Source organism: Candidatus Protochlamydia phocaeensis (assembly GCF_001545115.1).
Taxonomy (GTDB): Bacteria; Chlamydiota; Chlamydiia; order Chlamydiales; family Parachlamydiaceae; genus Protochlamydia_A; species Protochlamydia_A phocaeensis.
Map to the genome: position 1 here is coordinate 169135 of NZ_FCNU01000002.1, position 24659 is coordinate 193793.

At 42.9% G+C, this 24659-nt stretch carries 20 protein-coding genes; 9 read left to right on the forward strand and 11 right to left on the reverse strand.

Features of this window, described 5'->3' with window-relative positions; all coding sequences use genetic code 11:
* Positions 1–365: 365 nt before the first annotated feature.
* Positions 366–1106 (reverse strand): dienelactone hydrolase family protein, encoded by a 741-nt coding sequence (locus BN3769_RS00685; protein ID WP_068466543.1) that lies wholly within the window; start codon positions 1104–1106, stop codon positions 366–368.
* A 222-nt stretch (positions 1107–1328) separates the two neighbouring features.
* On the opposite strand from BN3769_RS00685, the gene BN3769_RS00690 reads away from it, so the two are divergent.
* From BN3769_RS00690 to hemW, 3 genes are all read left to right on the forward strand, one after another.
* A complete protein-coding gene (locus BN3769_RS00690; protein WP_068466546.1) occupies positions 1329–3446 on the forward strand; it encodes a cytochrome c biogenesis protein in 2118 nt (705 codons plus the stop codon).
* Between the two features lie 342 nt (positions 3447–3788).
* Positions 3789–4253 (forward strand): hypothetical protein, encoded by a 465-nt coding sequence (locus tag BN3769_RS00695; protein ID WP_068466601.1) that lies wholly within the window; start codon positions 3789–3791, stop codon positions 4251–4253.
* Positions 4237–5394: a radical SAM family heme chaperone HemW gene (hemW, locus tag BN3769_RS00700; protein ID WP_068466548.1), complete on the forward strand. Its 1158-nt coding sequence runs from the start codon at positions 4237–4239 to the stop codon at positions 5392–5394. The genes BN3769_RS00695 and hemW overlap by 17 nt, the downstream gene beginning before the upstream one ends.
* A gap of 206 nt (positions 5395–5600) precedes the next feature.
* Here the strand turns inward: hemW and BN3769_RS00705 are convergent, their stop codons facing one another.
* The 3 genes from BN3769_RS00705 to BN3769_RS14590 are packed head-to-tail and all read right to left on the reverse strand — an operon-like array spanning position 5601 to position 7590.
* Positions 5601–6320, reverse strand: a complete 720-nt coding sequence (locus tag BN3769_RS00705; protein WP_068466550.1) for an SAM-dependent methyltransferase — start codon at positions 6318–6320, stop codon at positions 5601–5603.
* A gap of 16 nt (positions 6321–6336) precedes the next feature.
* Positions 6337–7368, reverse strand: a complete 1032-nt coding sequence (gene holA / locus BN3769_RS00710) for a DNA polymerase III subunit delta (protein WP_068466551.1) — start codon at positions 7366–7368, stop codon at positions 6337–6339.
* A 51-nt stretch (positions 7369–7419) separates the two neighbouring features.
* A complete protein-coding gene (locus tag BN3769_RS14590; RefSeq protein ID WP_154017760.1) occupies positions 7420–7590 on the reverse strand; it encodes a hypothetical protein in 171 nt (56 codons plus the stop codon).
* A gap of 187 nt (positions 7591–7777) precedes the next feature.
* On the opposite strand from BN3769_RS14590, the gene BN3769_RS00715 reads away from it, so the two are divergent.
* Positions 7778–8224 carry a hypothetical protein gene (locus BN3769_RS00715; RefSeq protein WP_068466553.1) on the forward strand — a complete coding sequence of 149 codons (447 nt, stop codon included), beginning with the start codon at positions 7778–7780 and terminating at the stop codon, positions 8222–8224.
* Positions 8225–8349: 125 nt separating this feature from the next.
* Here BN3769_RS00715 and BN3769_RS00720 read toward each other — a convergent pair whose 3' ends face one another.
* The 4 genes from BN3769_RS00720 to ssb all read right to left on the reverse strand — a co-directional run bounded on the left by BN3769_RS00720 (position 8350) and on the right by ssb (position 13592).
* Entirely contained in the window at positions 8350–10020 is a 1671-nt protein-coding gene (locus BN3769_RS00720) for a cation:proton antiporter (RefSeq protein ID WP_079989348.1), read from the reverse strand.
* A gap of 465 nt (positions 10021–10485) precedes the next feature.
* The gene (asd, locus tag BN3769_RS00725; RefSeq protein WP_068466555.1) at positions 10486–11553 is read right to left on the reverse strand and encodes an aspartate-semialdehyde dehydrogenase; all 1068 of its coding nucleotides are present in this window, start codon (positions 11551–11553) and stop codon (positions 10486–10488) included.
* Positions 11554–11579: 26 nt separating this feature from the next.
* Positions 11580–13073, reverse strand: a complete 1494-nt coding sequence (locus tag BN3769_RS00730; protein ID WP_068466557.1) for a leucyl aminopeptidase — start codon at positions 13071–13073, stop codon at positions 11580–11582.
* A gap of 18 nt (positions 13074–13091) precedes the next feature.
* Positions 13092–13592: a single-stranded DNA-binding protein gene (gene ssb, locus BN3769_RS00735; RefSeq protein WP_068466558.1), complete on the reverse strand. Its 501-nt coding sequence runs from the start codon at positions 13590–13592 to the stop codon at positions 13092–13094.
* 164 nt (positions 13593–13756) lie between these two features.
* Between ssb and BN3769_RS15110 the strand changes: the two genes are divergently transcribed.
* Together BN3769_RS15110 and BN3769_RS00740 are read left to right on the forward strand one after the other, a co-directional pair.
* The gene (locus BN3769_RS15110; protein ID WP_255354166.1) at positions 13757–13879 is read left to right on the forward strand and encodes a hypothetical protein; all 123 of its coding nucleotides are present in this window, start codon (positions 13757–13759) and stop codon (positions 13877–13879) included.
* 38 nt (positions 13880–13917) lie between these two features.
* Positions 13918–14781 (forward strand): hypothetical protein, encoded by an 864-nt coding sequence (locus BN3769_RS00740; protein ID WP_068466560.1) that lies wholly within the window; start codon positions 13918–13920, stop codon positions 14779–14781.
* A gap of 277 nt (positions 14782–15058) precedes the next feature.
* Here BN3769_RS00740 and BN3769_RS00745 read toward each other — a convergent pair whose 3' ends face one another.
* Positions 15059–15559, reverse strand: a complete 501-nt coding sequence (locus BN3769_RS00745; RefSeq protein ID WP_068466562.1) for a CesT family type III secretion system chaperone — start codon at positions 15557–15559, stop codon at positions 15059–15061.
* A 522-nt stretch (positions 15560–16081) separates the two neighbouring features.
* On the opposite strand from BN3769_RS00745, the gene BN3769_RS00750 reads away from it, so the two are divergent.
* Both BN3769_RS00750 and BN3769_RS00755 read left to right on the forward strand, forming a co-directional pair.
* Positions 16082–17056 (forward strand): DMT family transporter, encoded by a 975-nt coding sequence (locus BN3769_RS00750; RefSeq protein WP_068466564.1) that lies wholly within the window; start codon positions 16082–16084, stop codon positions 17054–17056.
* Positions 17057–17198: 142 nt separating this feature from the next.
* Positions 17199–19304 carry a glycogen debranching protein gene (locus BN3769_RS00755; RefSeq protein ID WP_068466566.1) on the forward strand — a complete coding sequence of 702 codons (2106 nt, stop codon included), beginning with the start codon at positions 17199–17201 and terminating at the stop codon, positions 19302–19304.
* Positions 19305–19634: 330 nt separating this feature from the next.
* On the opposite strand, the gene BN3769_RS00760 is transcribed toward BN3769_RS00755, so the two are convergent.
* Positions 19635–20495, reverse strand: coding sequence for a SpoIID/LytB domain-containing protein (locus BN3769_RS00760; RefSeq protein WP_068466569.1), 861 nt, complete (start codon positions 20493–20495; stop codon positions 19635–19637).
* A 143-nt stretch (positions 20496–20638) separates the two neighbouring features.
* Positions 20639–21637, reverse strand: coding sequence for a Holliday junction branch migration DNA helicase RuvB (gene ruvB, locus BN3769_RS00765; protein ID WP_068466571.1), 999 nt, complete (start codon positions 21635–21637; stop codon positions 20639–20641).
* A 504-nt stretch (positions 21638–22141) separates the two neighbouring features.
* Between ruvB and BN3769_RS00770 the strand changes: the two genes are divergently transcribed.
* Positions 22142–24481 (forward strand): methyl-accepting chemotaxis protein, encoded by a 2340-nt coding sequence (locus BN3769_RS00770; protein ID WP_079989349.1) that lies wholly within the window; start codon positions 22142–22144, stop codon positions 24479–24481.
* The last annotated feature ends 178 nt before the right edge of the window (positions 24482–24659 follow it).

The following is a 24659-nucleotide window of genomic DNA, read 5'->3' on the forward strand; positions in this document are numbered from 1 at the left end:
TTCTTCTTAAAAGAAGAAAATCATAAAGAAAAGACGCGAGGATAAGTGGCAATATAAATATAGGATTTGAGAGAGGGTGGGAGCTAAAAAGAGGGATTAAAACTGCTAAGAGGGGTGTATTAGAAACGCTAATGACCAAGATTCGCGTTCTTTTCCCTAGGAGGCAATCCTCTCAAATATACGATTAGTATGGGTTTTGATCTCCTCTCTAAGAGGCATTTTAAAAAGAAGACATTTAACACCATCTGCAACAGCCTTAAACTGTGCCACTTGCGGGACTTGTTTAGCCTAGCAAGGTTTTCTTTTATTCCTGTCACTCAAATTTTAGGTTTTAGGACAGTCTCTCATGGCTTAACCTCTTTGCTTCAAGCAAAGATCTCTTCGAAGAAGCGTTTCATGGCTGACCAGGAACGCGCATTGGCTTTGGGCTCAAAATACAAGCCGCTTTCTTTATCATGTTGATTGGGAGTTGTGAAAGAATGCCCGGCTAAGCCGTATGTATTGAATTGCCAATCCACTTGAGCATCCGTCATTTCTTTTTCCAAATGAAGAATGTCTGCTTGAGAAACCAGCGGATCATGATAGCCGTGCAGGACTAATAAGGCTCCATGGACAGGAGTGGCGATGGGAACGGTTTTAGCTTGAATATTATCTCTGTGGCTGCCTAAAACTCCATGAAAGCTGACAGCCCCTTTAATGGAAGCGCCGCTGCGCAGCAATTCAATAGAGGCCAAGCCTCCAAAGCAAAAACCAATCACGCCTATTCTTCCCGCATCCACTAAGTCTATCTGGCGCAGCGCTCCTAAGGCTGCTTTCATGCGCGCCTGCAAAAGAGCTCTGTCGGCAAACAAGGGAGCCATTAAAGACATCGCCTCGTCGGCATCTTTAGCCACCTTGCCATTGCCATAAGGATCGAGCGCAAAACCGATATAGCCCAATTCGGCAAGCGCACGCGCCTTTTGACATGCAAACTCATCCCGGCCCATCCAAGTAGGGGCAATAAGTACAGCCGGGCGTTTCTGGTCCGGGGCTTCTTCCCGATAAGCCAAAAAACCTTTAAATGTTTCAACCCCTATATGATAAGTCACCTCTTCGTGGTGGATCATATTAAAACCTTTCCTTCATTCCATACTTGATTTGCCGCATCCTCTTATGAAAATGAGTTTTGAGGCTAGGGCGTGTTCCTTTTCTATTAGCTTAAGTGGCATAAAAGAACAAGAGAACTTACAGGCTTACCGGCGTTTTTTTACATCTGCGCTCTCGCCTTCTCAAGTCTTCTCAGTTGACAAGCGACTTTCCGAAGTGTTAACAAGGTAGACTATAAAAAAATGCCTATCGCGGATGAATTGATGACAAGCGCTCGCCTTTCTTTCTTTTTCAGTTGCCTGCTTTGCTTTTTTTCTTGTTTTTCTCTTTTAGCGTCTTCGTCCCTCTATCCCGTTCTCTATAAGGGACGGTTCCGTCCCCCAGACGCCTATGCCCGTTTATGGCTTCAAGATGTTTACCATGCACAAGCCCTGAAAAAAGAAGATTTAGCCGCTTTTCATTTAGAAACATCTTCTGCTTTGGACTTCTTATGGCAGCTGGAGGCAAAAGGCCACCAGCCTTTTATTCATGCGCCTCTATTTTGGATTCAATCCGCAGACATCAAACGCCTAGCACGCTTAGATCTTTTAAGAAATCGGTTTAGCTACCAAGAGCTCACTCAAGCCCTTTACGTTGATCCAGAATCCAGTCAATCCATTTTTAATTTGTTGGCCACCTATCATTTTCTGCAAAGCTATTTCGATGCATCCAATCGCAGCCGAGCCGAGCGGATAGAACTTGTTAAATTACTACCCGGCTTATGGGTACAATGGAAAGAAAATGATCTTAAGGTTGCCGCCCTGCCCCCTTCAGCTCCCTGGCCCTTTTTGCAAGTTGGACAGCAGCTTGCAGCAAACATCCGTCCCTCTTCTCTTGAATGGCTGAAACAGAATAAAAAAATAGCCGAAGACCTGTCCACCCTTACCGGTTCGCTCCTGCAATTCGAAAGCCTGTCTTCCCCCCCTTTTCAAGCAGAGCAAGCGTATATAAAACTCTTTGACACCCTTCACAGCCAGCAGGTGCCACCTAAACAAATCGCCTCCATTTTAGAAAAAGAGTATCCTCTCCTGCAGAGATTAAAAGCCGCAGGCCCTCTTTTTAAGGCTCTTCCTGCCAGCCAATCGGAAGAGTGGTACTCTTTGCAGGCTTTAAATACCCAGGTCTATAGCAAAGAACAGAATCGCTTACTGCCTATCGGCAATTTCACCTCGTTTTCCAACGAAGATTTTGAGCGCATACGCGATAGCTATTTAGCCTGGGAGCGCGCCTTGCTCGACGGAGCGGATGGAAGCGCTTCTCAGCTCTTCTATGAACGTTTAGCCTCGGCATTGGAAACCGCCTTCACTTCTTTAGCCGGCCAACCCTACCGAGAGGCGGCAAATAAAATGCTCGTCTATCCCTCGCTTAATCAGTTGAAGGCCGAATCTCTTTATTACCACTATCCTTGGATAAAAATTCTCATTCTTTTATACGGGCTGAGCGCTGTCTTATTGATTTTTGCCCATCGCTTTCCCTCTCCCTCCTTTTTCCACATAAGCGGGATTGGCGTTTTAATGACAGCTTTTATCTGCCATTTCTTTCTTCTGCTGTGGCGTTGCTACATTTTAAGCCGTCCTCCCGTTTCGAACATGTTTGAAACTGTCATTTATGTTCCGTGGATAGCTGTTTTAGGCGCTCTTATTCTCAATCAGTGGCGGCGCAATGCCCTTCTTCTTGCAGCGGCATCCCTAACAGCCATTATTCTGCTCACGCTTTTGGATCTTACCGATCTCAATCACAGCTTAGATCAAGTCCAAGCCGTCCTGGATTCCCAATTTTGGCTGATCATCCATGTCTTGATGGTGGTCGGAAGCTATGGAATTTTTATTTTAGGCGCCGTCCTAGGGCATTTTTATCTGGGCTCCTATCTTTATTACCGTCAAGAAACGCCTTTGATGAAGCTTTTGGCCCAGCTCATTCTACAAACCATGTACATGGGAACCGCTCTCTTAATTCCGGGCACGATACTGGGGGGCGTCTGGGCAGCCGAAAGCTGGGGCCGCTTTTGGGATTGGGATCCCAAAGAATCCTGGGCCTTTATTTCTAGCTGCCTTTATTTGATTTGGATCCATGCATACCGCTTCCATTGCATAGCCAATTTTGGGCTCGCTTTTGGAGCAGTCAGCGGCCTGCTGGCCATTAGCTTCACTTGGTATGGAGTGAATTATATCTTAGGAACAGGCCTGCATAGCTACGGATTCGGAATTGGAGGCGAAGGGTATTATTATGCCTTTATTGTGGCTGAAATGCTCTTTTTGCTTTCCGCCCTCGGAGTCTATTTCTTTAATCGGCAGCTTTTCTTTAAAGAAGAGGGGAAATAAATTGAGAGTTTAAATCTTTCATTCTTAAGAAGAAATGAGACGAATAATGATACGCAATAATCTTGTTTTCTGCTATAATGGGCCTTGAAGCGAATCGTTTAGATAAAGATCTGCAAACTTCCTTTTTCGATTATCCTTCTTTTTGTTTCTTTCCCAGGTGCATAGCGAATCCCTCTCTTTAATTTATAAATCTTTATTTTAATTTAATCTTCGCCTATTTAAAAGAGTTGAAAAAAAGTCGTTAAAAACCCTAGTATCGCTCATCGAGCCTTAAATTCTAAAAATAGATTGACAGGGCGATGACAGGGCTAGATTTAACTAAATGGAACTATCATGAAACATATCAAAAGCGAAAGACTAAAAAAGCTTGAAGCCGAATTGAATGATCTCGAGCAATGGCTAAAACTCGGCCTTGTCCCCAAAAAAGATGTCGATAAGCACAAAGAAGAAATTCAGGCTGTCAAAGCAAAAATCGAAGAAGAAAAAGAGCGCCTCCATTTTCTCAAAGAAAGCGGAGAAGCTGAAGAATACATCACTCCAAAACGGGCCCCTACTCGCGCAGGCTATAATGATATGCCGACCATTCCCGATATAGACATCGGCGAAACAATTGGCGGAGGCGAAACAGGCTTTGATATGGAAACCGATGCCATCGAAGTGGATCAGACTTTAGAAGAGCGTGACGAAGAAGACGAAGAAGTCGTAGAGAATGAAGAAGAAGAGGAAGAGGATGATGAGTCCTATTTTAGCGATCGTAACAGATGGCGCAGAGGCGGGATTATAGATCCAGATGCTAACGATTGGTAACCCTCAACAGTCGGAAGTCAGCCTTTACTTTCACATTCCTTTTTGTACTCGCAAATGCGAGTACTGCCATTTTTATGTCCTTCCAGACCAGAATCCCCTTAAGCAGCAGTTATTAGAAGGCTTTGAGTTGGAGTGGAGGCGTCTGCTTCCGCTCTTACAAGGCAGAGAACTGGCAACGATTTACTTTGGCGGAGGCACGCCTTCGCTTTTTGGGCCGGACCGGATTAGCAAAGTCTTGGAATGGATAAGGACAGATCTGCCCTTTCAATCGCCTTCCATAGAAGTGACCTTGGAGGTGAATCCGGAAAATGCCTCATTGGACTTAATGCGCGAATACGCTCAGGCCGGCATAAACCGTGTCAGTTTAGGCATTCAAACACTAGATGCTGATTTGCTGACATTATTAGGACGCTTGCATAGTCCCCATCGGGCCATTCAAGCAGTGGAAGAGACCTATCGCGCCGGCATTGCCAATATTTCCATCGACCTTATGTACGATTTGCCCAGGCAATCTCTTAAACACTGGGAAGCCACGCTTCATACCATACAGGCCCTTCCCCTCTCACACTTGTCCCTGTATAATTTGACCATTGAGCCTCATACGCTCTTTTTCAAAAAACAGCAACAATTGCGGCCTCTCCTTCCCGATGAAGAAACGAGCCTAGCGATGTATGAGATGGCGATAGAGAAGCTGACAGAGCAAGGGCTTCTGCAATACGAAATCTCAGCTTTTGCCAAACCTGGGTTTTATTCCAGGCACAATACCGGATATTGGACAGCGCGTCCTTTTCTTGGATTCGGCCCTTCGGCTTTCAGTTATTGGCAAGGAAAGCGCTTTCAAAACATTGCCCATTTAGGCAAATATTGCGCGGCTTTGCGCCTAGATAAGTCGCCTGTGGATTTCGAAGAGCAGCTGGATCCCGAAGCCCACCGTCAGGAACTTTTAGTCATCCAACTGCGCTTGAGCTGCGGAGTGCAAATCCATGAATTCCAAAAGCGCCACGGCCTTCTAAATGCGGAGACTAAAACAAGTATCGAAAGGCTTATCCACCAGGGATTTTTGCATAAGCAGGCAGATTGCCTGAAGCTGACCAAAAAGGGCGTCCTTTTCTACGATACGGTTGCAACAGAACTCATTTAAATAAAAGAATGGCCTTACTTATTTCGCGGAAATGGGAAAACCTATGCCATAAGCGATTAGGATCTTACTTACCCGGGTTCGGAGTTTTTTGCTCTTTCGATACGTCAAAGCCTAGGAGAGGAACAAAGGCAAGAGCTTTCCCGTCAGTCCAAAGGGCAAAAAACTCCAAACTCAGGTTACTTATAGCATAGGTCGTTACTCGTCTTTTATTCCAAATGGAACAGGAAAATGGCCGGTTTTTTTTCTAAACTTGGCAAGGTACATTTTTTCCAACTTTCAACTGTTTGGGAAATCACGCCTTGAGTGGGCATAGTCAGATCCCATGCCACTGCAAGCCACGCCTTATCGGGTAATATTTTCAGGAGGGAATCTAATGCTTGCATATTGCGATAGGGCGCCTCCATAAAAATTTGCGTCGCTTTATCCTGTCCGGCCAATTGAAGCAAATGTTTTATTTCAGCTTGGCGCTTATCGGCTTCCTTGGCTAGGTAGCCATGGAAGAAAAACTTCTGCCCTGGCAGGCCCGATAACATGAGGGCCATTAAAATGGAAGAAGGCCCGACAAATGCTTGGATAGCAAGGCCTCTTTGTCTGGCTCGATGGACAAGCTTAGATCCGGGATCGGCAATGCAAGGCAATCCGGCATCCGATACGATTCCCCATCGCTCTCCTTTTATAATGGGCTCAAGCAAGAAATCTATATCGGCATCCGGAGTATGCTCATTAAAAAGGGCGATAGGAATTTCATTGGCAGGTTTTTTTGTTGCAAAACGCTTCAAATAACGCCTTCCTTCTCCTTCACTTTCAGCTATGAGGCCATCCAAAGTTTGAACAGCCTTGGCCACGCTGGCAGGAAGAAAGATTTCGGCATAGCGATGATCGCCTAATAAATTAGGCAAAAGCAATAAGGTAGGTTTTTCACTCATAAAAAATAACTATTAATTAAAGTTGGCGGGTTAATTGAGTCACTAATAATTCGGCTAACAATCCTTCGTCAGCCTGAGAATTTTTGACGCGCATTTCCATGGCATCAATGGCCAGCAATCCTTGCTTGAAGGCCGCTAGACCATATTGCTGAGCAAAGAAAAGATGGCGGTCTAATATGGTTCCTTTCATATAAGGAAATTCATGCGCAATGTCCGATGCCTGCTTGCCTTGATTGATTAACAGGCAGATTTGATAGTCGGTTTGAAACTGCGTCCGTATTTGACGCAGCAAAGGCAACAAGGCCTGGCCTTCCGCTAAGAGAGCCTGCACAATGCGGACTGCAGAAGCGGAATCTCGTCGAAAAAGGCTTTCTCCTAGCTGCCAAATGGTATCTGAAGATTGCGGAGTGCAAATTCTGCTGACATCTTGCAGCGTAATTTCCTTTCTGTCCCCTACATAGCAAAACAGCTTTTCTAATTCTTGCCCCAAGAGGGCAGAGTCCAAGCCCGCATATTTGACAAGCGCCTGGCAGACAGGATAAGCCATTAACTTACGACCGGATATAGCCTGTTTGCTTACCCACTCTACTAAGCGTTTCTCCTTTTCCCAAGGCTTAATCTCTCCTAATTCTAAAATGACCCCTTCTTTTTCTGCTGCTTTATAAAAAGACGTCTGCTTTGATAAGCTCGAAGCGCTCAAAATAAAATAGAGAGAGCGATCTAAATGGGATAAACCTTTCTCCAATTGTTCCAAAACAGGCTTTTTTAACTTCTCGGCCTGTTGGATATACAAGACCCGCTTATCTGCAAAAAAATTCTTTGAATACAGCTCGATCAACAGTTCTTCAGTGCCCAATTGAGCGCCATCGAAGGTTCTCACAGAAAATTCGCGCGCCTGTAAGTTTGGCGCAAGGAAACGGAGAACAAGCTCTATCGACTCACGGCATTCGGGATGATCCTTTCCCAAAATGAGGTATAGCGGACTAAAATGATGGGGGGAAGCCCCTTCTAAATGCTTTTCAAAAGCACGCAGATTGTCGTATTTCACGGAATTCTATTGAGTTAATTTCCAATAGCATACTCGAAAGGAATAAATGTTTCAACTTTTGGTCTTTCCCGCTTGATTTTGCCTCCGCTTGAGCTGCGCTCTTTTCCATCCTTCAGCCGTTTGAATGCGTTGAGTCTTTAAAGAAGATTTTTGTTTCTCGTGAGCCTGTGGCTCGGATTCGGACGCAGATTTGTCTTTAATTTCTTCTTTCTTAGGCACCATAACCACCTCCGGTTGCCTAAGCTAAGTGCAACTTTTATGCCATTTCCATAGAGCCGGCATTGGCTAATCGAAATAAACTAGACTAAAACTCCCCTGATCGGTAAAATCCTTGCGCTTTTAGGCTTAAATCTTTAAAGTGCAAAGAATTTGGAATAAAATCATTACATTTTTTACTAATGGGTTATCTATGTCTTATTCTGTAAATAGCGCCTTTCCCCCTGATTCCAATGCGTATGATTTTCCTAACCCAAACGCCGCTTCCCCTGCTAAATACCTAGGCTATCCCAGTCAATATGATTATCTGATTGATGATACAAAACCACAAGATTCTCATCGCCTCAATGAATTCTGCACCGTGAGCGCTTCCAATCCAACGCCTAATATAGATAGTCTTAAGCATAAAGTAATCGTGCAACACGAAAGCGACATGCACGCCAATAGGGATAAAATGCCCCCTCCCACCTCGGCCACTTTCACTTCCGCCAATCCGCCTTCTAAAACCGTCGCACTCGCCAATCGAACGGACAAATCCGCAAAACCATCAATGATGGTGCATCCGTCCTCCCTGCATTCTTTTAAAGCAATCCTCCCTGCACCGCATGGACTGTCAAAGAGCTTAGAAGGAAAGAAATAAGAGCGGACGGCAAACGAGGCAGACAACTCACGCAGAAGCTCAAAAATGCTACACCTTGGACAGAGAGGCAAGCCATTTTTGCCTTTGCTAAAATTCTTGACTGACATAAACAACCGGAAATAGTTTTATCCTAAGCGGACTTGCTTGGCTAATTGAAAAGCCGCCTGTGTAAAGGCGTTTTTGGCCTCTTCCTCGAAGCAGATTGCATTGATCTGGAGAGGAGTAAGCTGCTCTTGCTCGCTAATATATTGTGCACGGGCCACAATTTTGATCTTCGAATTGAGTTGGCGGGCTATTTGTATGATGTGTATTGTCTCAGCCACTTCCGGAATCGTAATGACTAATAAAGCGGCTTCTTCCACATGAGCGGCTTTCAGCAAATCCAGCTGAGACGCATCTCCAAAAATCCCTCTTTGATTGCTTTCCCGAAGCTGAGCAATGGTATCAACATTGCTATCAATCACCGTCAAGTCAAAATTAAGCTTTTTAAGCACATCCGCCACACTTCGCCCAATTGGACCGAATCCCACAATAACAGCTTTATGAGATTTAGAAGCGGACATGTTAGCCAAATCAAAAGGAGGAATTCCTCCGGAATTTTTAAAATATGGTTTAAAATAATTTAAACCTTTAAAAAGGAGTGGGTTAACAGAGATAGAAATCAAGGCGCAAGACACAATGATGTCATAGCCTTCATCCGGAAGAAGATGAAATTTCAACGCTTCTTCGCACAGGATGAAGGAAAATTCTCCTATTTGGGCCAATGCTAAGGCAATAGTCAAAGCGACGGGGACAGGATAATGCAATCCTCGGACAATGAGATAAGCCGTTAAAGGCTTAATCACCAAAATAATGGCAATGAGGCCGATAAAAAAGGCAAAGTGATCCAAAATGGCTGCCGGATTAAAGATCATGCCAACAGATAAAAAGAAAATAACGGAAAAGGCATCTTTCATGGGCAGAGCGTGAGCGGAGGCTTGATGACGTACATGCGTCTGCCCAATAATCATTCCTGCAATAAAAGCGCCAAGGGCAATGGAGGTTCCAAAAACCAAAGCGGATCCAGTTGCAATAACAAAGGTCAGAGCAAGCAATGTTAAGGTAAACAATTCATGAGAACGCAAGCGGGCAACATGCATTAAAATAAGAGAGACCAATTTATGGCCCCACGTAAACATGAAAAGAATCAACAATAAAAATTTCGCGATAATTATCACAACAGAGCTGGCTACAGTGAATACAGATAGATGCGCTCCGGAAAAGAAACTGGCTAGTACGGGAATTAACACGAGGACAAAAACCGTTAAAATATCTTCAACGATCAGCCAACCGACAGCAATATGCCCCTGTATAGTATTAAGAAGATGATTGTCTGTTAAAACGCGAACAAGAACAACCGTACTGGCCACTCCGATTGCTAGACCTATCGTTACCCCTGATGCTAAAGACCAGCCGACAGCATAAACAAGCCCGATTCCTACAATTGCCGATACAGCCGTCTGAACAATGGCTCCCGGAATGGCCACATTTTTGACTTTAAGAAGATCTTTCCATTTTAAATGCAAACCGACATTAAAAAGCATGAGGACAACGCCGATTTCAGCCAATTGCTCGGAAATCGTGACATCCGCTACATAGCCTGGAGAGTAAGGACCAATACTATACCCTGCTAGCAAATAACCCAAAATGGGAGAAAGCTTAAGACGCTGAGTGATATAGCCTAGCACGCTAGCTAAGGCAAATCCCACAGCTAAAATCAAAAGAATTTTAAGATTATAAGATTCAGCGCTAACCATGACAGTTCAATTTGATGATTCAAACTTGTCATGCTTGTTTTTTTTTACATTTAAAGCAAGCGAATTAAAATTTATTTGAAATTTAAGGCTAAGGCACGCTTCTCTTTAGGAGTCAAATCACTAATTTCCAAACTGTTACATTAAATGCAAGCTTGTGATTTAGAAGAGGGGAGATTAAAAGTCCTAATGACCTAGATTCTTAACATCCAAGCCAAACAAAGAGCTAACATTCAATCGGCAAAACAAGCGCGGCTTGTACAGCCGCGCAATTCTTCGCTGGTCTTTCGCTTCAATTATTCTTCTAATTTTTCTAATTTAGCCCCACCCTTTTTGCCTTTTTTACCCACTTTTTTGCCTTTGCCTTTTTGACCTTCCCGGTCTATTTTTCGTTTAGCCATCTGACACCTCCTTTTGTGTTTTGAGGGACGTCAATGGCTATGCAAAGAGCGTGCCAATTTGAGAAGATTACCAGAAAACCCAGCCTTTTTTTACTAATAGCTCGGCATTAAGCAGGGCTGCGCCCGCTGCTCCACGCACGGTATTATGCGAAAGCAGCGTAAATTTGTAGTCTAAAAGCGGACACGAACGAAGCTGACCAATGCTAACAGCCATTTCTTTATCAAGAGAGCGATGCAAGAGGGGCTGGGGATAAGTGGGTTCTTCAAAAAAGTGCAAAGGTTGGAAAGGAGCGGAAGGAAGTTGAAGCTGCTGCGGCTCGCCAGAAAAATCATTCCATGCGTGAATGAGTTCTTGCCGCGAGGCTTTTTGTTTGAGCTTCACTGATAGGCAAGCTAGATGTCCATTTGTCACAGCCACGCGATTGCATTGCGCGCTGATTTTTAAAGGGATTTCTTGAATTCCTTGTTCGCTTAGTTTCCCTAAAATTTTCAAGGGTTCTTTTTCAATTTTCTCTTCCTCCCCTGAAATAAAAGGAATGACATTATCCAAAATGTCCAAGCTTCCCACTCCTGGATAACCCGCACCGGACACAGCCTGCAAGGTTACGGCATGGACAGCCTCTAGGCCAAAACGGTCGAATAGAGGCTTGAGAGCTAGCGTTAAACCGATCACGGAACAATTGGGATTGGTAATGATTTTTCCTTTAGCGAAAGGCTGCTTTTTGGCCAACTCTAAGTGATCCGCGTTTACCTCGCCAATCACAAGAGGGACCTGCGGATTTAAGCGGTGATTGCGGGAATTAGACACCACAAGAAAGCCTGCTTCGGCAAAGCGCCATTCAATTTCCCCTGCCACCGATGCATCTAATGCGGAAAAGACTAGCGAACAGCTGATATTCGGCTCGCAAGCTTGCACGGTCATTTGGGCAATGGCAGGCGGCAAAGGGGTAGGCATGAGCCAATGGACCGCCTCTCCATACGCTTTGCCAGCAGAACGCTCCGATGCGCATAGGGCAACAATTTGAAACCAAGGATGCCTTTCTAAAAGCTGAACAATTTTTTGTCCTATGCATCCCGTTGCCCCTAAAATGGCAACGGGGATCTTATCGCGAAAATAAAAATCGGAGCTTATCATAGCCTGACCGCCTGCTTATTTAAGACTTATTTAGAAAGCCCTTTTAATAATTCCACAATCAAGCGGACGCCGACTCCTGTCGCATACTTGGGCAAATATTTCTTGGCTTCAGTGACATAAGCTGTACCGGCAATATCCAAATGCGCCCATGGAATGCTGTCATCCACAAAATAGCGAAGGAATGTCGCAGCAACACAAGAGCTTGCCGAACGGCCATTCCAGCTCTTAATATCGGCAATATCGGATTTAAGCTTATCCTTGTATTCTTCATACAGAGGCATCCTCCATAAGCGCTCATAAGTCTTTTCTCCCGCTTGCATGAGAGCCTCGGCCAATTTATCATCGTTGCTCATCAATCCAGACGCTTCCGATCCCAAAGAGATTTCAATTGCTCCTGTTAAGGTCGCAATATCGATCAAGCGTGTAGGATTAAGCTTTTGTACAGCATAGGACAAAGCATCCGCCAAAATCAATCGCCCTTCCGCATCCGAGTTCATCATTTCAACCGTTTTGCCTGCATGACTTGTATACACATCGCCAGGCTTAAAGCTGTTCGCATCTATGCTGTTTTCGGTCGATGGAACAACGATTGTAAAATTGACCTTAAGGCCAAGGTGGCAAACAGCTAGCAAAGCGCCGAAACAAGCAGCGGCTCCCGACATATCGCATTTCATTGTTTCCATGCCGCCTGTCGGCTTTAAATTAAGTCCACCCGTATCATAGGTAATGCCCTTACCAACCATTACCGTATGGTCCTTAGACTTTGGATTGCCTCTATATTCCATAATGATGAAGGCCGGATCAAGCGAGGAACCGCGGTTGACCGCTAATAGAAGCCCCATTTTTTCTTTTTCAATGTGCTTTTTATCAAAAACGGTTGTTTTAATTTTCGCATACTCTTTCTCAAGCCCACGCGCACATTGCACTAAATATTGCGGTGTTACCTCATCGGCATTGCCATTGATCAAATCGCGCGCATAATAGACTCCGTCGCATACGGCAAAAATCTCTTCTGCAATTTCCAACACCTCTTTATCCAGCCCTATAAACGTGATTTTTTGCAGCAGGCTGCCGTCTTCCGCTTCTTCGGGATTTTGATGCTTGAGGCGGTCGAAAATATAATTAGGGAGCAATACCCCTTCACAGACGCCTTCTGCAATAAGTTCATCGCTTAAATGAGCAGATTGAGGAAGGACTACATTAAGCTCTTTTAACCTTTTCCCCAGGCAGCTCTTTGTCACCCCTCCATAGCATTTCCTCAGCGTTTCAACCGTCAGTTTTTGCTGAGGGCCTAAGCCTACCAAAATGACCCGCTTTTCAGGCTGTCCGTCGAGGTAGAGATAAAGAATCTCTCCTTCCTTTCCTTTGAAATCGCCTGTTTTTAAGGCTACGTTCAAAAGAGGATTCTGCAAAGTCTGATCCGCAGCAGGTTCCGGATGGACATTTCCTTTCCAAAAAGGAATAACAAGCGCATCCGCTTTTTTTCTTTTATCAAAGTGGGAGGCAAAGGCAAATTCCATGATATTCTCCAGTGATCATTAAAAAGGAAGGGCATCATCATCCAAGGACGCATGAGAAGAGCTATTCCCTTGTCCCGAATGGCTATAGGAAGACGTTCCATAAGACGCTTGGGGCTTATGGTAAGAAGTCGATTGGAATTGATCCTCGTATCCTCCTTGCTCATGTGTTGCAGACCCCTGCTGGGCAGGCTCTCCGTTGCGGTCTGATTTACCAAAAGGACTGAATTCGATCATTTCGGCTGTCACTTCCAAGCTAATTTGCGTGCGCCCTTCTTTGTCCGTATAGCTAGAAGGAGGATTCAATTTTCCCATCACCACAACAGCGCTTCCCTTTTTTAGATAGGAAATAATTTTATCAAAACGATCTCCCCACACTGTGACCCGAACCCAAATAGTCACGTCTTCTTTACCCTTGCGATGATTTGTTGCAATGTTGAATGTTGTGACTTTTTGACCGCTAGGTGTAAAGCGCGTTTCTGGATCTTTACCCAAGTGTCCGGCGATATGTACAATAAACATGTTTTCACCCTCTCTTTTTTTTGTGAATAACTCACAACAGCATAACACAAAAGGATTTATTCCGAGAGTTTAAAAATTAATTTCCCTCCTATCCCAAAATGATTTTTTTTATCCCCTCTCCCCTTGTCCTTAATGCTCTTTGAAATTCTAAGCGAGGACGCTAGATGAGGGAAGCAATTAACGCTCTTTTAACTCTTTCCCTTCTTGCGCTATACTTTATCGATCAGGAAAAAGGCCCTCTTATCCGTTCGCTTCCGCATTGTCAAAAATATTTGATGCGGTTTTAATACACCTTCTTAGTTGTAGAAGAAAGGAAAAAACATCCATGCCGTTTACTCATGCCGACATCACCCGCCTGCGCGAGCAGTTTTGGCAAGCCGAGGCCGCTTATCAAAACCATCAAATTTTAGTTAAAGAGCGTGAAAGATACGAAAAGGCCATTCAAATGCTTAGCCAACAGATTGAACGCCAATGCGATCATGTTTACCGTCAATCCTTCCGCATCCAAGACCGGGCAGACTCAAAACGGCAAGAAGAGCAGCTATACAATAATAAAGAGCAGTTGCAACAGCTTAAACATAAGCAACGAGAAATAGACCTTCTATTGGACGCCTCGGAAGAACTCACACCCCACGCTCTATTTGCATTAAAAGTTGATCTATTGGAATGTATCTGGGCTGTGCATGCCGACCAGCGTGAGGAATGGGAAGGCAAATGGAAAGATCTGCAAAATCAAACGTTATTCGAATCCGAGCTAATACAATTAAAAATTCGATTTATTCAGGTGCAAGACTGCCTATATAAGGCCATTGAGAAAAGGCAAAGCATTAAAGGCAAAGGCCTGCTTCATTATATTTTTGGCATCAGCCCTAATGCCGTCATTGAAGGTCAACTCCGCCATTGCTCGTCCTTGATCAGCGAACTGCTTCCCAACCTTCAACAAGCGCTCCTCCACGCTTCTCCTTTTCACCTCCTTTTATTGGAAATGGAAAAAATAAGTAAAAACTTAAATGAACAATGCAAAGCATCTTGGAGCTTTAAACACATTGACACGTACATCCAAGCATCCTACCAATCCATTCAAACAAGTATACAAGCATTGGATCTTTACCTAAACTCTGTTCAGAAAAAAAAAGAGGCATTAACGCAAGAGCTTAAGGAATGGTTAGAAACTGTCGTCGAATCCTAGCACGTCTCATTAGCCAATGACCCGTTCGCAATTATTTTTGAATCTAAACAATTAGCAATTCGACAACAGTCTATTAAGAGTTTTTTATAATAACTATTTTGATCAAGCGTAAAAGAAAACAGCGACTTATTTAAAATTTAAATAAAAATCTAAATGTCTTAAAAAAAGAAGGAATGCCAGAGAAGGGATTTTTTGGATTTTAAATAACAAAAGGCCTCCTGAAACCACTGTTTCATAGCCTTTTGTTAATAAGATAGAGAACTGATTATCGGCAGGCTTAGATCTTAATGAATCCTTGGCCTTGTTTGCCGCCTTGCAATGGCTGAGCTGCAGGCTTAGCTGCGTTTGCGCCCTCATCACGGCCTTCGGAGATTTCGCTGCAAATCTTACGCCATTTTTCAACTGTTTCCACATAAAGAGGAGCAAAAGCACGCAATGCAGAAGAAACAGCGTGTTCCATATCCAGTGTGCAGTGCATCAGAATTAATTCTTCTTTAACTGCAACACCAACTCCACCACCCGCCATTTGACCGCCAAGCATAGAGCCTTCCAGCAAGCGTTCATACAGCCTCAATCGCGTTTTTTCATCGCGTGGAAGCCCATCTAACAAGGGAGAGTATAAGTAGAGACGCTTAGAATTTGGCTCATAAGTCAGGTGAAGGGAAAATTCGTCGTCTATTCCTAAAATACACGTATTATTTTCATCAAACTCTAGGCCTTCTAGTCCTAACTCCTTTCCAAATTCTTTAAGATTCTCTTTTGCATTTTCAAATGACATAATAACCTCCTCAAGGTTAGATAACGCATTGAATAAAAATGGGTTATCTACAATGTTTGATTTTTAACTTTTTCTCCCCTCTTCCTTGATTAGGCCTGTGTTCAATTCAATAAAAAGCCAATCAGATAGGTTAAGGTTCGGCTGAATCAGGTTTAAGATGCTATAATGTACTTTAAAAGTAAATCAATTTCCTCACAATCCCAAAGTCTTATTTAGAGTTGCTTGTTATTAATTTTAGAAGGAGAGAATCCTTCAATTAGCAACTTACTGATTCAGGAGATAAATTAAATAAAATTTATTAAATAATAATGATTATAAATTTCATCCATTTTTAATTATACCCGTAACAGAAAATTAGAAGCAAATTAATTCATTTATTGTCCTCTTTTCCCCTCAAATTTAATACTCTCCTAAAAAAACTTTAGCTTGTGTTTTTCTCTTAAAAAAGTTATATTATTTCTATCTTTTTGGTTCTTTGTCTCTAATTTTAAACCAATAGCCCTGAGTATTTTATTTACGTTTATGTTTAGAGGAATTGTTCTCATTTTAGGGGCTTGTTTAGTTTGGGGACTTTTCTTTATTATCCCTCAATTTTTAGTTGGTTTTAATACAATTGAAATTGTCCTAGGCCATTATTTCTTTTTTGGAACCATTTCTTTATGCTTTATGTTGGCGAAGGGAATAAAAAGATGGACTAGCCTGCCAAGCCGCATTTGGATGCGGGCGATTCTTTATGCTTTTGTCGTCAATATTTTCTATTATTTTTCTTTGGTTTTAGGGCTTCGTTATGCCAGTGCGTCTGTAACAGCGCTCATTATTGGGCTAAGTCCCATTACAATTGCTTTTTACGGCAATTGGCGGCAAAAAGAATGTTCCTTTAAAACGTTGATTCAGCCTAGTCTTTTAATTGGAACGGGTCTTATTTTAGTCAATTTTAAAGCGTTTACGGAACTTTCCGCTGAGTCGGTCCTAGAATATACGTTTGGATTGGGATGTGGCTTTTTGGCTTTAATCGCTTGGAATTGGTACGTCGTTTCAAATTCCCGTTTTCTCAAGCAGAATTTTTCTTTTCCTGCTAGTGATTGGTCGACTTTGATCGGGGTCTGCACGCTGCTTTGGGTGCTTATATTTGGAGCGGGAGCGATTTATTTTGCAGAAGAAGAACAAATGTCCAAATACTTTATCTTTAATGATGCTTTAATGCGCTTTTTGATCGGCAGTCTCATTTTAGGCCTTATCTGCTCGTGGATTGGTTCCTATTTATGGAACAGCGGAAGTAAATTTCTCCCCATCTCTTTGACCGGCCAGCTCTCTATTTTTGAAACGATCTTTGGTCTCTTATTTGCCTATTTAGTCGAGCAGCGCTTTCCCACAGGACTTGAAACAGCAGGCATTGCCACCATCCTGGGAGGCGTTGCCTTATGCATGCAAATTTTCAGGAGTCCCGATTTCTCCCTACCTTTAGCCGATCCCTCTCCTCTTGCAAGCCTTCATTAGTTTTTCCTATATTTTGGCAGGAAATCTATTCCCCTATTCTTCTTATTGACAAAATCACGCGACAATAATTTTTTATAAAAGATTGGAGAAAAAAGTCGACTTCTCGCTATGAAGAAGTAAATTCAACTCATAGGATCTCTTCATGAAAAAGAAACTTTCTCCTGTTATTCAACCCGAAACAGAATTGCAAACTGATGTAGGCTATCCTTATCCTTTCGGCGCAACAGAACAAGAAGGCGGAGTGAATTTTGCTTTCTTTAACAAAGAGGCTGAAAAGCTTAACTTATGCTTATTCCATGAAAACAATTTAGCAATTCCTTTTAAAGAAATTGAGCTTGATCCGGCCATTCATAAAACAGGGCACGTCTGGCATATTCTAGTGCATCAGCTTCCCTCTTCTTGCGTATATGGCTTTCGCCTATTTCCCCATAAGCCTAAGGATGCTCAGCAAAATGCGGAGAATGCTCAAGATAAAGAAGTCAGCCATCTATTATTAGATCCCTATGCTAAAGCTGTAGCCAGCCATGCTAACTGGGGCGGCCCTCCCGATCAAAACGAGCCTTATCATCCGCTCGGTAAAGTCATTCTGCATTCCCCTTTTGATTGGGAAGGAATTAATCCTCCTCGCATTCCATGGAAAAATCTTGTTCTCTATGAAATGCATGTCAGGGGATTTACGCGCGATGACTCAAGCAGGACAGCACATCCAGGCACTTATGATGGATTAATCGAAAAAATCCCATACTTAAAACAACTGGGAATCAATGCCATCGAGCTTATGCCTGTCTTTGAATTCAATGAGACAGAAGCGATGCAAGTGCACCCCCAAACAAAAAAGAAGCTCGTCAATTACTTTGGCTATTCGACTGTTAATTTTTTTTCTCTCATGAGCCGATATGCGGCCGATTCAAACTTAGACAAAGCCATCCTGGAATTTAAACGGATGGTCAAGGAACTGCACCGAAATGGTATTGAAGTCATTTTAGATGTGGTCTACAACCATACTTTTGAAGGCAATCATCAAGGCCCCGTTGCTTCCTTTCGGGGATGCGATCCGCACGCTTATTATATGATCGACGCGCAAGGCAATTACCTCAACTTTTCGGGTTGCGGCAATACGTTTAACTGCAATCATCCCGTGACTAGAGAATTAATCTTAGAATCCTTGCGTTACTGGGTGACAGAAATGCGGGTGGATGGATTCCGCTTTGATTTGGCCTCTATTTTAACGCGGGCAGAAAATGGAGCGCCGCTTGGCAATCCTCCTATCGTAGAAGCGATTTCTCAAGATCCCATCTTGGCGAATACAAAATTGATTGCCGAGGCGTGGGATGCAGGCGGCCTTTACCAAGTCGGAGGATTTTATCCCGGGACCCGTTGGAGTGAATGGAATGGCCGCTACCGCGATGTCGTCCGTCGCTTCATTAAAGGCACGTCAGGCCAAAAGACAGCTTTTGCAACAGCCTTAAGCGGCTCACAAGATCTATATGGATGGCGCGGGTCTCCCTGCTGCAGCATTAACTTTGTGACTGCCCACGACGGCTTCAGCCTAGCCGATCTCGTGACATATAATGAAAAGCACAATCTCGACAATGGGGAAGACAATAGAGACGGCTTCGATCACAATGACAGCTGGAACTGTGGATTGGAGGGGCATTCAAACAATAAGAAAATCGTCTTCTTGCGCGAGCGGCAAATACGAAATTTTCATCTTGCCCTGATGCTTTCACAGGGCGTTCCCATGCTTCTCATGGGCGATGAATATTGCCATACGCGAAACGGCAACAACAATACGTGGTGCCAGGATAATCAACTCAATTGGTTCTTATGGGATCAACTAGAAGCCAAGCCTGGATTTTTCCGCTTTTATCGCTCGTTGATCGAATTTCGTAAGAAGGAGCCCTTGCTAGGAAGAGAGGCTTTTTTAGAGGATAAGGATGTCTCTTGGCATGGATTGTCCCCTTTAAATCCGGAATGGGAAAACGACAACCGATTTGTCGCTTTCAGCTTGAATATTCCGGATAAAGGCCCGGACCTTTATGCAGCCTTTAATGCCTCCCATGTTCCTCTTACCATTAATATTCCTCATGCAGGCGAAGGCATGCATTGGGTTTGGGTGGTCAATACGCATAATCCCCCTCCCGAAGATTTCTTCGAGGAAGGCCAGCGCAAAAGGCTATTAGCGCATACATATCGCATTCCCTCTTATACGGCTATTTTGTTAAAGGCAGTCCCCAATCCCCCTTAGAGAGGGTCTTAAAACTCAGGTTAATAGCCTAGATTTGAGATTATTTTCCTAAAACGCGGTCCGAGTAAAAGCCATATTAAATCCAATATGGCTTCCCCTCTCAAGTTTCCTTTAGGGAGAAAGCCATCGCGAATAGAAATGGGCTTTGATAGCTGTTAAATAACCTGAATTTGAGCTTGTTTCTCTTATTTCACGGAAAAATTTTAAATAAGCCATTCAGGCAGAAAAAGAAGCAAATAGACTTGAGATATTCGCGAATAGATAAAGGCCAAGGTGCTTTGCCGGACAGGAAGCCACGCTCCCGTCCGGCAAAATTAACGCCTTTATTTGTTAGTTAGCGTATTGGATTAACATAATCGTTGTGCCGGGGAAGGCCTTTGCCAAAATTTGTGCAGCATGTTGTCCGTTTTCCGCCATCTGATTCGCTTCTTCCAAAGATATTTTAGCCATTTCCATGTCTTTATTAGGATGGCCGGGACCAATAGAATCAAACTGGGCAGCAAAAGGAGTGGCAACCCCTTCATATATTCCCGTTCGGCTCATGATCATATAACGGGTTGCGCGTACAGCCTCGGAAATATTTTGCGAAACCGGGACGCGGCCCTGGAATCCCACTTTTTGCGCATCGACAGCCCAGTAAGTATTTTTAGGGTTAACCGTCTGAAAATACGCATTGGTACGGGCAACAATAGCAATAGCCGCTAAAGTTTCGGGGTGCAAATTTTGATTTTGATGTTGAGCCAAGACTGAGCGAACATAGTCTTCAACGGAAATTTGATTGACTGCGCTAAGAGATCCTCCAATATCATAAAAAAACACAAGGCCTTCATATTCCTTACCGTTAATCGCAATCAAAGTGGTCTCTTCATCCGGCCTAATTTTGATTTGATAAAGACCCGGAAAGGACTCTCCCCATTTTAAGCCATCGCTTAAGGCTTGAATTTGACGGCTTTTTCCAGCAAAGCGCGAACTAATATAGGAATCTGTATAAGGGTCAAATAAGCTATACTTCCCTTTGACTTCTAGGTGCGCCCCTTCCACATCATGGAGTACCAAAATGCGAATAGAGGGCGGAGTTGACTTGCTTCGTCCTTTCCATGTATCCACAATATTGTCCCACATTCCAGCCTGCAAAGAGGAAGTAGTAAAAGGTAAAATGGTGAGGAAAAGCAGGAGTAATCTCAGAATCATCTTTTTTTCTCCTTCATTAAAAATCTAAATCTTATATTTTTCATTGTTTAAGAGGACTTCTTAAAACCGTTTGCTTTAAAATGAAATGAAAATTGCCTTCAAAACTCAAATAAATCAAGACGCTTAAATTTCAAACTCCTCTCCTATGCGGATTTTTCCAATCCTAAATGCTGATACCCCAAATCCGTCACTTCACGTCCTCTTGGAGTACGCTTCAGTAAGCCTTGCAAAATCAGGTAAGGTTCATAAACTTCTTCAATTGTGGAGGCTTCTTCTCCAATAGAAGCAGAAATAGCATTAAGCCCGACAGGTCCGCCATTATAATGCTGAACCATGATTTGCAGCATTTTTTTATCCATTTCATCCAGCCCTTTCTCATCAATAGCCAACATCGCCAAAGCTTGATGAACAACCGAGCAATTGATTTGATTATTGGCTTTCATCTGAGCAAAATCGCGTACCCATCTTAATAAATGATTGGCAATGCGCGGAGTCCCTCTGGACCGCTTGGCAATTTCAAAAGCGGCGTCTTCCTCTAAACTGATATTGAGAATGCGGCTCGTTCGTCGGATAATCTGCTGCAAAATGGAAGGATCATAATAATCTAACCGGCATGTAAAGGCAAAACGGGAACGCAAAGGCTCGGATAATAAGCCTAAACGCGTTGTGGCGCCTGCCAAGGTAAACTTATTTAATTTAACTTGGACGCTCCGTGCATTAGGCCCGCTATCAATCATGAGATCAAGGGCGAAGTCTTCCATCGCTTGGTAAAGATATTCCTCTACCGCTCGATTCAAGCGATGAATTTCATCAATGAATAAAACATCTCCGGTTTTTAAACTCGTCAGAATTCCCGCTAAATCGCCCGCTTTCTCAATCACAGGCCCTGACGTGACAACTAAATTAGTGCCCATGGCTTTGGCCAAAATATTTGCCAACGTTGTTTTACCTAATCCTGGGGGACCGCTAAATAGGCAATGCCCTAAGGTCTCTCCCCTTTGCTGCGCTGCCCCGATAAGCACTTCTAAACGATCTCGGATCGAGTCCTGCCCCATAAACTCAGCTAAACACTGGGGACGTAAAGGCACTTCAAAAGGAAGGTCTTGTCGCGAAATAGAAGATTCAATAAAACTTTTTGCCATTTCTATATGCCTACAATTAGTGGATGGCGACAATTACAAAGTAAAGCGCAATTCTTTAAAGGCCGTCGAATTGCTAATTGCCTATATTCAAGATTATTTTCCGTTAGGCGTGTTGTCAATTAGCCTTCGTCAATCTTGAAAGTATAGAATACAGAATGAAAGGAATTTAAGCAAAGCTCTCGCACAATTTTAATAACCCTTTGTTTTAATAAATAAAATAATAAATTAATGATTGAGAAACTTTAACGACTTCAAATCATTTTTAAAATCTTAAAAAAATAAACAAAAGAAATTTATAATCAACAACTTATCAGTCGATTTACTTCTTCAACAAGGAATTCTCTTCATAGCTAGATCAATGAAATTTAGAAAAAAACAATGCTTGATTTATTGGATGAAAATTCTTATGTCTTAATTAAATTTATTGCTAATCCTTTATATCGAAATGAATTCAAAGAACATGTTTAGATAAGTGCTTGCACTTGTCTTTAAGAAAGGTCCGACATGAGGAAAAATTCACCTCCCCCCTATGGTTGGATAATCAACCATATGACTTATATTCAAACGTATATTTTCATTTCCATCTTATCAATCCTTCCCCTTATTCCCATTGCTTGCCTTTGGATTAAAAGTCACTTAGAACGCATGCATTTTATTGATGCGCAGTTAATGCAAGTGAAAGAGGAAGAGATCCTCAAACAGTTATTCCTTCAAATTCAAACCCATCGTTTATTGGCTCAACGCTATTTAGCTGAGGAAGTAGACTTAAGATCAGAAATAGAGATCCTTCAAGGAAAGATAGAGCAATCTTGGCAAGCCATTCAACCTCAACATAACAAGAAGCTGAATGGAGATACGCTTTATTCCAACCACTTTTTAACTTATGTCAATTCGATGAATTTAGAAAATAAGTGGAGAACTCTCAAACAAGAAGTTTTTACTCTCTCTCCACAACAAAGCGAGCAGCTTCATAATCATTTGATCAATGGCCTGCTAATGGAATTTAATTATTTTGGCGATCAATTGAGTTTAGATTATATAGCCAATCAAATACATGGCTATGACGCTATTCAAGCTCTAATTTCCAAACTTCCTTTTTTACAGGAAAAGTTAGCCCAACTATCCCTATCCAGTGAAAAAAGGCTTGCAAGTTCCCTTACACCGGATCTCCAGCAGCATTTATCTAATCTGATTTATTCTATTAACTCCTTATTAGCTTATTTAAAGTTCAATCTCATTCCGAACAATTTAGAAAAGCCTCTTAATAGCCCTGAAATGGAAAAATCGCTGCTCACTAGTTTTAATGACTATAATGGGGCCATAGAGAATTTGATCGCCTTTATCAATAATCATTTGATCGATCCGTCAAAATCAGCTGCAAATATTGGTCAGCTTGGCAATTTAAGCGATACAGTGTTTTCTATGGGCTCTAATCTATGGAATCAAAGTTTAAAGGCTCTTCAAGAGATCCTCCTGTATGAGAGAAAATATCAAGCTTTTGAGCTTTGGCTTGTCCTATTCCTTACGCTTTTATTAGTCGTCTTTTCCTTTGCTTCGGGCCTGGTCGTCACGCATAAAGCGACTATGCGGTTAAACAACTTGACCCAAGCAACCAATAGCTTTACCAACGGCAATTTATCCATTCGCGTTCCGGTCATTTACGATGATGAAATTGGACGCCAATCCCAGGCCTTTAACCACATGGCGCAAAAATTGGAGCAAATCATTAATCATCTGTACGAATTATTAGACGCCATAACGGCTATTTCTAAAGGGAACTTAACGTCACGCATTCAAGTAGCTGAAGGGAATACGGAATTTAACGAAGTCGCTAAATCTTTCAATAAAATGGCCGAATCGTTCGAAACGATTCTTGGTCGCCTACAGCAAATTGGATTAACTCTAACCAATTCAGCCAGCGAAATCGCATCCGCTTCTAAAGAACAAGAAACCATTATTGTCGAACAAGAAGCGACCACAAAGGAAATCGCCTTGGCAGCCCAAGAAATTTCTTCGACAGCCAAAGAGTATGCCAATACGATGAATGAGATCAGCATTGTCGCCGAGCAAACCTCGCATTTGGCCGTCACTGGCAAAAACTCCCTAACGAACATGGAAGCCATCATGCGGCAGATGGTCAATGCGTCCGGCAATATTGCCACCAAGCTTGCCGTCCTCAACGAAAAAGCGGGCAACATCACAAACGTCATTACGACCATCACTAAGGTCGCCGACCAAACCAACCTGCTATCGCTTAATGCCTCGATCGAGGCAGAGAAGGCCGGAGAATACGGCCGCAGCTTTGCTGTAATTGCCCGAGAGATCCGCCGCTTGGCAGATCAGACGGCTGTTTCCACTCTCGATATCGAAAGGACCGCCAATGAAATTATGACTGCCGTCTCTTCAAGCGTCATGAGCGTAGACGATTTTACGCAAGAAATCCGCAATGGAGTGGGCCAAGTTCAAGCCGTTAGTCAGCAGTTGACCAAGATCATTGAGCAAGTGGAAAGTTTCACCTCTCGCTTTGAAAGGGTCAATCAAGGCATGCAGGCCCAATCGACAGGAGCAGAGCAAATCAATGAATCCATCTCGCAGTTAAGCCAGACGGCACAGCAAATCAGCGAATCCATCCACCAATTTCAAAGAACAATTCAGGAACTCAATAAGGCAGCAAGCGAACTGCATATTCTTACGCCTTTTGTTCATACCAGTATACAGTCGTCAGCTCCTCATGAACCTTCTCTGCCTGCTCCTTCTAATATGGCCGGTTCCCTTCAGCAGCTAGACCAGACACTCAACAATCTGAATAGGGAAACAAATAGACTTAAAAATTTATATGAGTGAGGCATAACTAAGTGTTTAAAAGACTGCATTTAGAGGCTATATTAACGCATAAATCGACTAGCTATCTGAAGGTGGCAAAAAGAATTTTTCGAGAAGGCGTAAAGCATTATTTAGAATTCTTAACCTAAATTTTACATAATCCTTTTTTTAATTCCATTTAAAAAGGTTTACTTTATTA

Bases quoted from the DNA above. Each gene is read 5' to 3' on its own strand.
- BN3769_RS00685 (WP_068466543.1), bottom strand. From the start codon at position 1,106: ATGATCCACCACGAAGAGGTGACTTATCATATAGGGGTTGAAACATTT.
- BN3769_RS14590 (WP_154017760.1), bottom strand. From the start codon at position 7,590: ATGGTGCCTAAGAAAGAAGAAATTAAAGACAAATCTGCGTCCGAATCC.
- BN3769_RS00770 (WP_079989349.1), top strand. From the start codon at position 22,142: ATGAGGAAAAATTCACCTCCCCCCTATGGTTGGATAATCAACCATATG.
- BN3769_RS00750 (WP_068466564.1), top strand. From the start codon at position 16,082: ATGTTTAGAGGAATTGTTCTCATTTTAGGGGCTTGTTTAGTTTGGGGA.
- BN3769_RS00715 (WP_068466553.1), top strand. From the start codon at position 7,778: ATGTCTTATTCTGTAAATAGCGCCTTTCCCCCTGATTCCAATGCGTAT.
- BN3769_RS00730 (WP_068466557.1), bottom strand. From the start codon at position 13,073: ATGGAATTTGCCTTTGCCTCCCACTTTGATAAAAGAAAAAAAGCGGAT.
- BN3769_RS00755 (WP_068466566.1), top strand. From the start codon at position 17,199: ATGAAAAAGAAACTTTCTCCTGTTATTCAACCCGAAACAGAATTGCAA.
- ssb (WP_068466558.1), bottom strand. From the start codon at position 13,592: ATGTTTATTGTACATATCGCCGGACACTTGGGTAAAGATCCAGAAACG.
- asd (WP_068466555.1), bottom strand. From the start codon at position 11,553: ATGATAAGCTCCGATTTTTATTTTCGCGATAAGATCCCCGTTGCCATT.
- BN3769_RS00690 (WP_068466546.1), top strand. From the start codon at position 1,329: ATGCCTATCGCGGATGAATTGATGACAAGCGCTCGCCTTTCTTTCTTT.
- BN3769_RS00740 (WP_068466560.1), top strand. From the start codon at position 13,918: ATGCCGTTTACTCATGCCGACATCACCCGCCTGCGCGAGCAGTTTTGG.
- ruvB (WP_068466571.1), bottom strand. From the start codon at position 21,637: ATGGCAAAAAGTTTTATTGAATCTTCTATTTCGCGACAAGACCTTCCT.
- BN3769_RS15110 (WP_255354166.1), top strand. From the start codon at position 13,757: ATGAGGGAAGCAATTAACGCTCTTTTAACTCTTTCCCTTCTTGCGCTA.
- BN3769_RS00720 (WP_079989348.1), bottom strand. From the start codon at position 10,020: ATGGTTAGCGCTGAATCTTATAATCTTAAAATTCTTTTGATTTTAGCT.
- BN3769_RS00745 (WP_068466562.1), bottom strand. From the start codon at position 15,559: ATGTCATTTGAAAATGCAAAAGAGAATCTTAAAGAATTTGGAAAGGAG.
- BN3769_RS00760 (WP_068466569.1), bottom strand. From the start codon at position 20,495: ATGATTCTGAGATTACTCCTGCTTTTCCTCACCATTTTACCTTTTACT.
- hemW (WP_068466548.1), top strand. From the start codon at position 4,237: ATGCTAACGATTGGTAACCCTCAACAGTCGGAAGTCAGCCTTTACTTT.
- BN3769_RS00705 (WP_068466550.1), bottom strand. From the start codon at position 6,320: ATGAGTGAAAAACCTACCTTATTGCTTTTGCCTAATTTATTAGGCGAT.